The 12,258-nt window shown below is 41.2% G+C and carries 12 protein-coding genes; 4 read left to right on the forward strand and 8 right to left on the reverse strand.

Features of this window, described 5'->3' with window-relative positions; genetic code table 11:
• Positions 1–488 precede the first annotated feature (488 nt).
• The 4 genes from BVH04_RS10945 to BVH04_RS10960 form a co-directional block, all read right to left on the reverse strand.
• On the reverse strand, positions 489–1,775 hold the full coding sequence (locus BVH04_RS10945) for a NupC/NupG family nucleoside CNT transporter (RefSeq protein ID WP_086541514.1): 1,287 nt from the start codon (positions 1,773–1,775) through the stop codon (positions 489–491).
• Positions 1,776–2,200: 425 nt separating this feature from the next.
• Positions 2,201–2,797, reverse strand: a complete 597-nt coding sequence (locus BVH04_RS10950; RefSeq protein WP_086541515.1) for a bifunctional nuclease family protein — start codon at positions 2,795–2,797, stop codon at positions 2,201–2,203.
• A 6-nt stretch (positions 2,798–2,803) separates the two neighbouring features.
• Positions 2,804–3,772, reverse strand: coding sequence for an electron transfer flavoprotein subunit alpha/FixB family protein (locus BVH04_RS10955; RefSeq protein WP_086541516.1), 969 nt, complete (start codon positions 3,770–3,772; stop codon positions 2,804–2,806).
• Positions 3,773–3,807: 35 nt separating this feature from the next.
• Positions 3,808–4,545, reverse strand: coding sequence for an electron transfer flavoprotein subunit beta/FixA family protein (locus BVH04_RS10960; protein WP_086541517.1), 738 nt, complete (start codon positions 4,543–4,545; stop codon positions 3,808–3,810).
• 74 nt (positions 4,546–4,619) lie between these two features.
• On the opposite strand from BVH04_RS10960, the gene BVH04_RS10965 reads away from it, so the two are divergent.
• Both BVH04_RS10965 and BVH04_RS10970 read left to right on the forward strand, forming a co-directional pair.
• Complete coding sequence (locus BVH04_RS10965) at positions 4,620–4,952, forward strand: tetratricopeptide repeat protein (protein ID WP_086541518.1); 333 nt, start codon at positions 4,620–4,622, stop codon at positions 4,950–4,952.
• A 112-nt stretch (positions 4,953–5,064) separates the two neighbouring features.
• A complete protein-coding gene (locus BVH04_RS10970) occupies positions 5,065–5,550 on the forward strand; it encodes a hypothetical protein (protein ID WP_086541519.1) in 486 nt (161 codons plus the stop codon).
• 14 nt (positions 5,551–5,564) lie between these two features.
• Here the strand turns inward: BVH04_RS10970 and BVH04_RS10975 are convergent, their stop codons facing one another.
• Both BVH04_RS10975 and dnaB read right to left on the reverse strand, forming a co-directional pair.
• The gene (locus BVH04_RS10975) at positions 5,565–6,563 is read right to left on the reverse strand and encodes a quinone oxidoreductase family protein (RefSeq protein ID WP_086541520.1); all 999 of its coding nucleotides are present in this window, start codon (positions 6,561–6,563) and stop codon (positions 5,565–5,567) included.
• A gap of 9 nt (positions 6,564–6,572) precedes the next feature.
• On the reverse strand, positions 6,573–8,153 hold the full coding sequence (dnaB, locus tag BVH04_RS10980) for a replicative DNA helicase (RefSeq protein ID WP_086541521.1): 1,581 nt from the start codon (positions 8,151–8,153) through the stop codon (positions 6,573–6,575).
• Between the two features lie 337 nt (positions 8,154–8,490).
• Between dnaB and BVH04_RS10985 the strand changes: the two genes are divergently transcribed.
• Together BVH04_RS10985 and BVH04_RS10990 are read left to right on the forward strand one after the other, a co-directional pair.
• Positions 8,491–9,846: a UDP-N-acetylmuramate--L-alanine ligase gene (locus BVH04_RS10985; protein WP_086541522.1), complete on the forward strand. Its 1,356-nt coding sequence runs from the start codon at positions 8,491–8,493 to the stop codon at positions 9,844–9,846.
• Positions 9,847–9,848: 2 nt separating this feature from the next.
• Positions 9,849–10,652, forward strand: a complete 804-nt coding sequence (locus tag BVH04_RS10990) for a 3'-5' exonuclease (protein ID WP_086541523.1) — start codon at positions 9,849–9,851, stop codon at positions 10,650–10,652.
• 180 nt (positions 10,653–10,832) lie between these two features.
• Here BVH04_RS10990 and BVH04_RS10995 read toward each other — a convergent pair whose 3' ends face one another.
• Both BVH04_RS10995 and BVH04_RS11000 read right to left on the reverse strand, forming a co-directional pair.
• A complete protein-coding gene (locus BVH04_RS10995) occupies positions 10,833–11,198 on the reverse strand; it encodes a hypothetical protein (protein WP_086541524.1) in 366 nt (121 codons plus the stop codon).
• Between the two features lie 241 nt (positions 11,199–11,439).
• A complete protein-coding gene (locus BVH04_RS11000; RefSeq protein WP_086541630.1) occupies positions 11,440–12,234 on the reverse strand; it encodes a M48 family metallopeptidase in 795 nt (264 codons plus the stop codon).
• Positions 12,235–12,258: the final 24 nt, after the last annotated feature.

The raw sequence follows: 12,258 nt of genomic DNA on the forward strand, positions 1-12,258 counted from the left end.
TCGGATTCTGCAATATTGCCAAAGGCAATTCCCATAAAAGCCCCGAATACAGCGAAGCGAAATTCAGGGTTAGATAGATATAAGATTAGGGGTGCCTAAGGCACGATCAGAAGTAAAGGACAAATCAAGGAATAATTTATCAATTATGGGCTGTTTCACACAACGAAATCCGTATCCCAATTACGATTCCAGCAATCTCACAACAATCGGATTCTGCAATATTGCCAAAGGCAATTCCCATAAAAGCCCCGAATACAGCGAAGCGAAATTCGGGGTTTTGTCAGACAGGTCTATGATAAAGAGTGCCAAAGGCACGATCTGTATTACAAAAAGTGTCAAAACTAACTATTTTCTATTGGTCTGTGTTGCACAGAACTCAAAATCAATTCTCTTTAAACTTCACTTTGTCCGATTATTTCTTGGCTCCTGATTCTTGATTCTAAAATCTAAATACTTGATACTAACATCTAAATACTTGCTACTCAAAATTACCCAAACAGCATCCCTGCTATCGTAGCAGTCATCAGGCAAGCCAACGAAGCTGCTAGTAATGACTTCAATCCTAGCCTACTTAAGTTACCCTGTTGATTTGGAGCGATAATACTGATTCCCCCTAACTGAATCGCTATCGAACTAAAATTGGAAAATCCGCAAAGCGCATACGTAGCAATCACAATTGATTTGGGACTTAGTGTGCCCATTTCCTTCATCTCAGAAAGGCTCAAATAAGCCACAAACTCATTGATTACCGTCTTCTGTCCTAGTAAACTACCAACTTGAAGCGTATCCACCCAATCAACTCCGATCACCCAGGCAAATACCCGGAAGACCTGTCCAAAAAGATATTCCAATGAAAAGCCCTGAAACTGCCCTCCAGTACTGTTCACCACAAATTCATTAAGTCCGGTTAAATCACCTAAGATTCCCATCAAAAGGTAATTGAGAGCTGCTATCACCGCTATAAATGCCAAAAGCATAGCTCCTACGTTAAGCGCCAATTTCAATCCTTCGGAAGCACCTATTGACATTGCGTCGATCAGGTTGACTCCCATCGCTTCTTCGTTCACTTCGAGCTTCTCCTTCAGTCGCTCTTTTTCCACTTCAGGGATAAACATCTTGGACATCACAATAGCTGCAGGTGCATTCATGATGCTAGCTCCAAGTAAATAGGCAGCAAATTTACTTTGCTCCTCCAAACTGTCTCCACCCAAAAACGCCACATATCCAGCCAAAACTCCACCGGCAATTGTAGCCATTCCACCAGTCATCAAACACATCAGCTCCGACTTACTCATCTGTGGAATAAAAGGGCGAACAAGCAAAGGAGCTTCTGTCTGTCCTAAAAATATATTTCCTGCAGCGGACAAACTCTCTGGTCCTGAAAGACGCATGGTTCTCGCCATTACCCAAGCTATTCCGAATACAACCTTCTGAAGAACTCCTAAGTAGTATAATCCAGCGGAAACCGTGGAAAAAAAGATAATAGTGGGAAGCACTTGGAAAGCGAATATGAAACCAAAACTATCTCCCGCCAAATCTCCAAAAATAAACGCTGCTCCATCGCGACTGAAGCTAAGGAACTTCACAAAGCCTCGACTGACCATCGCAAAGCCACTTTCTACAATAGGAACTTGTGTGATTAAAAACCCGAACACGAGCTGTAACAAAATTCCAATTCCAACTAATCTCCAGTCAATTCTCTTCTTGTTGCTTGAAAAGACAAAAGCCACCAAAACGATGACGGCTAGACCAAAGACTCCTCTTAAATAATCCATTCAATAATTAGTGCGAATAAAACCTAAAAATAAGGAACGCATCTCATAAAACAAGTATGAATTAAGCCTGATGAAAGTTAAAGGTAATAGGTGACTGTCGATTTGATGTGAAAAGTAGAAAGTGATCAATCATCAGAGTTCAGTCGCAGTCGCGGTTGTCCCTTTAGGGACTTGCTATGGGTAGAATAATTGACAATTATAAGCCAGCCGTGCCTTTAGGTACGTTTGATGGATTCCAAATTTTATATAGCGCTGTACAGCATATGAAACATCTCAAAATTAAGGCTATCCATAGTTAGCCCAGCTGGGGATAGCAGTTCCAGATAGGTAAACTTTTGACTAAAATATTAAAAATATGCAATTATGCCCTCCGCGGTAAAAAAAAACATAAAAAAAGCCCGAGTCAGATCGGGCTTTATATTGTATCAGTTTCTTTTGTTGATTTCATCTCGAATCCGAGCCGCTCGCTCATAATCCTCATTATTAATCGCTTTATCAAGCATCTGGTTAAGCTTGTCCAAGCTAAAATCCTTCAAAGAAGGCTCCTTTTGGGTTGTAAACTTTTGAGTGGAAGATTTAGGCTCCTTCTGATCATCCTTCTTTTCTACTTCATAATGCTCTACTGCCCCTTCGGACATCGCTTTTTCAGTACAAAATACAGGACTTCCAAATCGTATCGCAATCGCTATGGCATCTGAAGGTCGTGCATCCACATCAGATTCTTTTTGAGAGCTTTTACATTGAATTTTAGCATAATAGACTCCTTCCTTCATATCTGTAATTACGATTCTTTCGATATCAAAATTGAACCCAGAGGCAAATGACTTAAACAAATCATGCGTCATGGGACGATTAGGAACAATTTTTTCGATTTCTAAAGCTATCGCCTGAGCTTCAAACATACCGATCACTATCGGCAAACGTCTAGCTCCACCCACCTCTCCCAAGACCAAGGTAAATGACCCTGACTGGGAGTGATTAGACGAAAGTCCCAAAATCTCAAGTTCTATGAGTTTTTCCACAAAAATTTATAATTCAGCTTTTAATGCTTCGTTTAGTTTTGGTACAACCTCAAAAGCATCGCCCACAATTCCGTAATCCGCGGCTTTGAAAAAAGGCGCATCTGGATCTTTATTGATCACTACGATACACTTTGAAGAGTTGACCCCTGCAAGATGTTGAATAGCTCCTGAAATTCCTATCGCTATATATAAAGTAGGCGCGACTTTTATACCTGTTTGACCTACATGCTCATGATGTCCTCTCCATCCAAGATCAGAAACCGGTTTAGAGCATGCAGTAGCAGCACCGAGAATTTTAGCCATTTCCTCTACCATACCCCAGTTTTCCGGGCCTTTCAAGCCTCTTCCGCCTGATACCACAATATCGGCTTCTGGAAGTAAGACATCTCCAGTCGCACGCTCAGTAGATGTGATTTTTGAGGCAAAATCTGCATCATCAAGAGCAACATCGAAACTTTCTACCTGTGCATCAGCTCCTTCCTGCTTTAAATCAATTGCGTTTTTCTTGATTGCAAGGATTTTATTCTCAGTCGTTACTGTCGTTTCCGCAAAAGCTTTTCCAGTATAAATACTTCTCTTTACAATGTATCCTGAATCAGTTTTCGGCAATTCTACCACGTTGGAAACCAACCCAGCATTCAGTTTGATCGCTAGTCTCGCGGCCACCGCATCTCCTAAAGATGATTTCGCCAATACCAATGTCTTAGCTCCTATGAAATTAAAAGCTTGAGCAACTGCCGAAGCATGTGCTTGTATCACTCCTGAATCCAACTTACTGTCGGCGCCATGAAGTACTTTCGCCGCTCCTGCTTTTCCGATTGCAGCCAATTCCTCGTTACCGATGGTGCCAAGAGCTACTGCTACTATATCTCCTTCACCAGTTTGTTCGGCTAATGCATTTGCAAAGGTAACCGCCTCAAGACTGGTCTTTTTTACCTTACCCTCGGCTTGTTCTATATATACTAATATTGACATGATGTCTTAATTTATAATAAGTTATGGGTTTATGATTAAAGTACTTTTGCTTCATTTTTCAAAAGCTTTACCAGCTCAGCTACATTATCCTTATCTACCAGTTTCACTGCACCTTTAGCCGGAGGAAGTTCATATTTGCTTGCTTCAGCTTGAGTTTCCTGAGAAATAGGCTCAACTACATTGAGTGGCTTAGTTCTCGCAGACATGATTCCGCGCATATTCGGGATTTTCCATTCTGCAATCGGTTCCTGGCACCCAGCAATCAGCGGAAGACTCGCTTCCAGCATTTCTTTACCACCTTCGATTTCTCTTGCCATTTTCACAGTAGATCCGTCTACATCCAATTTCATCACTGGAGAAAATGAAGGCATGCCGAGCAATTCTCCAACCATACCGTGAACCATTCCTCCATTGAAATCAATGGATTCTCTACCCATCAAAATCAAATCATATTCACCTTCTTTTGCATAATGTGCAATTTGCTGCGCTACGAAATAAGAGTCCTTTGGAGCTGAATTCACTCGAATAGCGTCATCAGCGCCTATTGCAAGGGCTTTTCTCAAAGTTGGGTCGGAATCCGCCTCTCCTACATTCAAAACAGTTAACTTTCCACTCGCCTCATCTCTAAGTTCAACAGCACGGGCCAAGGCATAATCATCGTAAGGGCCAATAATGTATTGAACTCCTGTAGAATCGAACTTGGTATTGTCGGCTGTAAACTGAATCTTGGAGGTAGTATCGGGTACGTGGGTGATACAAACAAGAATCTTCATTGGTTTAGAATTAGATTAGTTTAGATTTATTTCTCGTGAAATTAACAGTAAGCACTTAATTAAAAAAACTATTGATGACCAATCTGGACAGGATACAACTACTCAGACAATTTACCGAAGAAGAACCCGATAATCCCTTCAACTGGTATGCCCTCGCGATTGAATTCCGAGAAACGGATCAAGAAGAGGCATATACCCTCTTTGCTAAGTTGCTTACTGATCATCCAACTTACCTTGCAACATACTTTCCTGCTGCCCACCTTTATGCAGAAATGGGGGAAATAGACCAATCCAAAGTGATTTTTGAAAATGGCATCGCTCTGGCGCTTGAACAAAAGAATGTGAAAGCTCTGCAAGAACTTCAGAATGCCTACCAGAATTTTCTCTTTGAGAATGATTTGAATTGAACAGCGTGACTATTGGTAAATAGAGAACTAAAATCATCTAAAGCATACTTATTCCTTGATGTTATTCTTAATTTTATATGATCTATATCAAAATATTTAATTCCTCAATCCGATGATCACCCAAAAAGAAATGCTGGCTCATTTTCTTCCTCTTTTGGAAAAAAGCGGCAAGCGATACAAAAAGAAAAGTATGGTTCGTGCCAAAAAAGCTCAGCCGGGACAATTGGTGGTGACTAAGACGTCTGATGGGGATGAGACAAAAAACACCGCTGAATCAGGAGATTGGTTGGTTGAAAATCAAACGAGTACCAATGAATTGTATTTGGTGAAAGCAGAGACTTTCTCTAAAAAATACACGCTGGTTCAAGCATTGGAAAAAGGCTGGGGATCCTATCAGCCAAAAGGTGAAATATTAGGAATCATGGTAACTGAGAACCATTTTGAAGATTTGGGTGCTTCAAAAGTTCTAAATTTCCAGGCACCTTGGAAGGACAGCATGATTGCCAAGCCTGGAGATATGCTCGTTGTGCCTCCAGAAAAAGATGAGATCTACAGAATAGCTAAAAAAGAGTTTGGCGAAACTTATGAGGAAATTTAATCCGTAATGTGGGTTTAAGGAACCAACACAATCTTACCTGTCTGCTTCCCATCTCGCATTCTGTCAAAGGCTTTTTCAGCCTCATCAAATTTGAAAACCTGATCTATAATCGGATGGATTTTCTTTTCGCAGACCAAGGAAATCATATTCTTGAAGTCCAGATCAGAGCCCATAGTTGTTCCCATGATTTTCAACTGATTCCAAAAAATTTTCCTTGCTTCTATTTTACCGGGATTTCCCAGAGTCGCTCCGTAGAAAACAATTTTCCCTCCAGGTTTTGTTACTTGAATTAAGTGATTCAGGGTGTCACCAACCACACCATCAATAATCACATCAAAGCCATCTGTATCTGCCAGCGCTTTTGATATCCAATTGTGATCCATGTAATTAAAAGTAAAATCAACTCCAAGTGCTTTTGCTCTTGCCAATTTCTCCGGGCTGCTGCTACTTGTGGACACTTTGGCACCAAGCGCAATTCCAAATTGCACTGCAAATTGAGCTACGCCTCCACCAAACCCTGTGACTAACAGGCTGTCTCCTGGCTGGATATTTCCCTGATAAGTGACTGCTCGAAAAGCCGTCAATCCAGCAAGTGGCAGTGCTCCTGCTTCTTCCCAAGTCAAATGCGAAGGTTTTTCATACAGACGATCCACAGGAACTATCACTGACTCAGCGAGTGTACCATTTCTGGGCATTCCGAGAATCTCAAAAGAAGAACTTTGCACTTTCTGGTTTTCTCCCCAGTTAAGCGCAGGATTGATGATCACTTCCTTTTGCAACCAGTCATAATCCACACCCTCTCCTATTTCTGTGACAATCCCAGCTCCATCAGATCCAAGAACGACTCCATCCTTAATGTTGGGATACAAACCTTTTCTGCACCATTCGTCACGATGATTCAATGCAGCTGCCTTTATCAATACCCGTACTTCTCCCGGTAGCAAATTTCTTGTCTGAATATCGGTTAGAAGTAGTTTGGATTCCTGCTTGCTATCTAGTGTAATTGCTTTCATGTCAAAAAATTAAAATGCGTCTTCTGAATTATTTCTATTTAATAAATCGTCTCCATCATCGCTGTTGGCTTTGCTTTGAAGTTTGATAGTGTTACCAGAATCAAACTCAGAAACTCCGCTCGACTGAGCTGCGAATGTCGGTCTGTAAACCGCATTTCCACCTTGAGGATCCTGCATATTTCCAAAACCATCCAAATCCTGAAACTTGGTATATCTACCGATAAAGCGAAGCTTCACACTATCCAAAGATCCATTTCTGTGCTTCGCAATGATCACTTCTCCCACGCCTTGAGTAGAATTGCCATCCTCATCTTCAGTGATTCCATAATATTCCGGACGATAAAGGAACATGACCATATCGGCATCCTGCTCGATGGCTCCAGATTCCCTCAAATCCGAAAGTTGTGGTCGCTTATCTCCTCCTCTAGTCTCCACCGCTCTGGAAAGCTGAGAAAGCGCAATCACGGGTACTTCAAGTTCCTTGGCGATTTTTTTCAATGCCCTGGAAATACTCGCAATTTCCTGTTCACGGTTTCCTCCAAATCCACCTTTGGTGTCACCAGACATCAACTGCAAGTAATCAATTACGATCATCTGAATATCGTGCTGAGCCTTCAGTTTTCTGCATTTTGCCCGAAGCTCCAGAATAGAAAGTGCTGGCGTATCATCTACGAAAAGCGGTGCTTTAGAAAGTTTGGCAGTCTTATGAACCAACTGAGCCCATTCGTGCTCTGCTAAAGTGCCTTTTTTGATTTTCTCAGAATCAAGCTCAGCTTCCGACGAAATCAAACGATTTACCAACTGAATGGAGGACATCTCCAAAGAGAAAATGGCTACTGGGCGATTGTGATCTACGGCAGCATTTCTCAATACCGAAAGAACGAAGGCTGTTTTCCCCATCGCGGGACGTGCTGCAATAATTACCAAATCTGACTTTTGCCAACCAGCTGTCACACGATCCAACGCGGTCAAGCCAGAAGGAACACCAGTAAGACCATCTTTTTGACCTTTTCTAGCCTCCAATTCTATAATAGCCTCACGCATGATGGACTTCATATCGGAGTAATTCTTACGGATATTCTTTTCAGATATCTCAAAAAGATTCTGCTCCATCTTATCCAGCAACTCAAACACATCAGTGGTCTCCTCGTACGCATCACGCTGTATGTCCGAAGCGATTCTGATCATCTCACGCTTAATGGATTGCTCTGTGATGATCCTGGCGTGGTATTCAATATTAGCCGCAGAAGCGACTTTGGAAGTAAGTTCGGTCACGTAGAAAGCTCCTCCCGCAATTTCCAACGCACCGTTTTTGCGCAATTGAGAAGTTACCGTAAGCAAGTCAATTGGCTGACTTTCTGTAAAAAGATCAAGAATAGCCTGAAAAATCACCTGATGTGAATCCTTGTAAAAACTCTCCACTTTCAGAATATCAATCACGTTAGTAAGTGCATCCTTCTCCAGCATCAAGGCACCAAGGACAGCTTCCTCAAGCTCAATGGCTTGAGGCGGAACTTTACCAAGCATGTTGGTATTTTGCTGAATGGGTTTATTGCGGGTGATACGTGGATTGCTACTTTTCTCGTTCATAGAACAAATGTATTGGGAAAAAGGCAAGAGTTTTAAACAACTTCTGCCAGAGTTATCAACAGTGCGAGGTCTCAATAATCAAGCCCTAAAAGGGAAATTATTTATAAAAAATGGCATTTCTTTATCCTTAAAACACGCAGCAAAACGTGGCCAGTCAAAATACCTCATTAGCTCAGAAAGTTAGATATTAAGGATTTTGAAACGTAAATTAGCTTTTGCAAGAAAATGTAAATTGTACCACTCAGAGAAAATGTTTTGAATTAGAATTGCCAGTCTCCTGAGCAGCCAATAATTATTTTTAAGTTTGGTGTAGATTTCCAACCTATTATTTTTCCCAATGAATAAATATCACTTTATAGCTGTCGGTGGAGCTGTGATGCACAATCTAGCCTTAGCCCTGGTAGAAAAAGGCTATCAGGTCACTGGTTCCGACGATGAAATCTACGAGCCCTCCCGTACTAGATTAGAAAAAGCTGGAATTTTGCCCGCCGACTATGGTTGGTATCCTGAAAAAATCACCTCCGATCTAGATGGTATAATCCTAGGAATGCACGCTCGAATCGATAATCCTGAGCTTGAGAAAGCACAGGAATTGGGGATTCCTGTTTACTCTTTCCCAGAATTTATCTTCAATCAAAGTCAGAATAAAAAGCGAGTGATCGTGGCTGGCTCGCATGGCAAGACCTCTATCACATCTGTGATTCTCCATGTGCTGAAAGATCAAAATGTAGATTTTGATTATCTAGTCGGTGCTCAGATCGAAGGCTTCAACCTGATGGTGAAGCTATCCGATGCGCCGGTGATCATCATCGAAGGTGACGAATATCTCACTTCTCCACTGGATAGAACACCGAAATTCTTTCACTACAAACATGACATTGCCTTAGTAAGTGGAATCGCCTGGGATCATTACAATGTATTCCCGGACTTTGAGGTATACAAAGAGCAGTTTAGCAAATTGATGGATTTGACGCCAGACTCTGGTGAGCTGATCTATTGCGAAGCTGATCCTCTGGTAAAAGAAGCTGTGGACAAAAGCGATATTGCTGCAAAGAAAACTGCTTATAAAGCTCATCCAGCACTCATTTTGGATGGAAAAACCTTTTTGGAAACTGAGGATGGATTAGTTCCGATTTACATTTTCGGCGAACATAACCTGCAAAATCTCCAAGGTGCTATGGATATTTGCTTAGCGCTGGGTTTGACAAAAGAACAGTTTTACAAAAGTATACAGACTTTCAAAGGCGCTGCAAAACGTCAGGAGCTTTTGGTGCAAACTGATAATTCTAGCCTTTTCCGTGACTTTGCCCACGCTCCTTCCAAATTGAAAGCAACAGTTTCTGCTGTGAAAACTCAATTTCCAAACAGAAAGCTTGTAGCTGTGCAGGAACTTCATACCTATTCTTCACTTAATAAGGAGTTTTTACCTAATTATGCCAAGTCAATGGAAGCCGCAGACGTAGCAATTCTATATCTTGATCCTCATGCTGTGGCCCTAAAAAAGCTAGAGTTAATGGATGAAGAGACGTTGAGAGCTGGCTTCCAAAGACCTGATTTAAAATTATTTACAGATAGCAAAAGCCTGAAGGAATATCTTTTGGCTCAAGACTACACCAATTCAAACCTTCTTTTAATGAGTTCGGGATCCTACGACAAAATGGATCTGGAGCCGATTAAAGCTAAATTCAAATAACCATGCAATTAAACTTAAGGAATTCAATCGCATTTTTTGACCTCGAAGCTACCGGAGTTAATATTTCCACCGACCGAATCGTGGAGATTTCCATAGTAAAGGTGAGGCCAGATGGAGCACAGGAAATCTATACCAAAAAAATCAATCCTACTATTCCCATTCCTTTGGAGTCTTCGCTGATCCATGGCATCTATGATAAAGATGTGAAGGAAGAGAATACTTTTAAGGATCTGGCTAAAGAGATATTCCAGTTTATCGGACAGTCGGATCTGGCAGGATTTAATATCCTGAAATATGACATCCCTTTATTAGTGGAAGAATTTCTCAGAGCTGGAATCGAGTTCGATGTGGATAAGCGAAACTTACTGGATTCACAGAAGATCTTTTTCATGATGGAAAAGCGCAACCTGACGGCAGCTTACAAATTCTACTGCGGCCAAAATCTGGAAAATGCACACAGTGCTGAAGCTGACACTTTAGCTACGCTAGACGTATTCAAATCACAGGTAGAGCGGTATTTGGGTGAGGAAATGGAAGATTTGCAGGGAAATAAGGTGGGAGTCTTCGAAAATGACATGAAAAAACTTCACGATCTGCTCAATGAAAAAATGGTGGATCTAGCCGGAAGATTTGTCTTTAATAATGAAGGTGTAGAGGTATTTAACTTCGGAAAGCAAAAAGGAACTCCTGTCACTCAAGTTCTCAAAGAAGAGCCAGGCTATTACGACTGGATGATGCGTGGTGATTTTCCGCTGGATACTAAACGGAAACTTACTCAGATCAAACTGAGAGGATTTAATATGTAAATTATAGAGCTTAATGTCATTGATATAAGTAGCCTTATTCTCTTTGCTTTTTGGGCGGGAAGACGTGAGACCGAAGACCGAAATACATCGGAGAGTGGTGCTGATTCTAAGACACTTTTAACTCTTCTTATCAAAAAATAATATAAATCAAAAAACCCGGAGTCGACTCCGGGTTTTTTGTTAGTATTTTGAATAGATGGTTTTCAGTTTAGTAGATTGATCTATGAACTCATTGTAGGTCAAGCCCAAATCTGCCAAAGCAAGATCCCCGGAACAATTATTTATCCTCGGCGGACTAGCACTCAATCCATCTTCTAACATTATATATACGGATGAATTGTACTTCATTAATTGTATTCCATAATATCTTCCAGGTTGGCTTTCCGAGTTAGCAACAAATTGATCTAACCATAAAAAATCTGCTCGATCAGAATTGTCACAAGCAAAAAGAATCTGATCCAACGAGTAATCAATTCCTGGTTCTTCTTCCTCGCATCCAGCTAACCCAAAAACAATCACACTGGCAAAAATTACTAATCTTTTCATCTCTAAGTCATTTTAAATAAATCCTTAAGAATTTCAGAACTTAAAAACTACAAAAAAAAACGGACATTTAATCCGCTTTTATTAATTAGTATGAGTACCCCGTTTTTTTACCAGTAACGATATAAACTCTTTATAGATTCAGCTCCACTCTTGAATTGAGCCGCTACTCCCGATAGCGATCTGGACGTCTTCGGTCTTCCAACCTTTTAAAGCAAAGCTTCATTGCGGAAACTCAGATTGATTATTTCCCCTTATAATAAGTCAATGCCTTAGGCATATGCTTATTCAATTTGTCTATTCTACTTTGTGAAGCGGGGTGAGTAGAAAGAAACTCTGGTGGCGCAGCTCCATTTTCTTTTTCAAGCATTCTCTGCCAGAAGTTAGGCGCTTCGCGCGGATCGTATCCTGCAATCGCCATGAAAGTCAATCCCAACTCATCAGCTTCCAGCTCATGTTTTCTTGAAAAACTTAGCATTCCCAACTCACTTCCTATACCTACAGATTGAAGGAATATCGCCTGTGTCATACTTGGATTCTGACCCACTGCAGATGAAAGTACACTTACGCCTAGATTTGTTAGCATTCCATTAGACATACGCTCAGCAGAGTGAGAAGCCACTGCGTGGGCAATTTCATGACCCATGACAACGGCAATACCAGTTTCAGTCTGAGTGAGCGGCATGATACCCGTATAGAAAGCTACTTTACCACCCGGCATACACCAAGCATTCACTTGTTCACTTTGAAGCAGATTAAACTCCCAGTCGAAAGAATCAGCAAGCTCCTTATATCCTTGTGTAACCAGGTAACTCTCCACAGCCTCAGCCATGCGCTTGCCCACTTTGAGAACCTTTTGCCCATCAGCAGTATTAGTCACTACTTTATCCTTTTTGAGAACTTCGTCATACTGCTCATCAACCAAGGGCTGAATCTCTTCGCTAGAGACAAGAGCAAGTTGACTTCTCCCTGTGAGTGGTACTGTCGCACAAGAATACATTATCAATCCAGCGCAAAACAAAATTGCTATTTTTTTCATGGTGGTTTTTTCTCCTTCATTCCC

Origin of the sequence: Algoriphagus antarcticus (genome assembly GCF_002150685.1) — a bacterium.
GTDB classification, from domain to species: Bacteria; Bacteroidota; Bacteroidia; order Cytophagales; family Cyclobacteriaceae; genus Algoriphagus; species Algoriphagus antarcticus.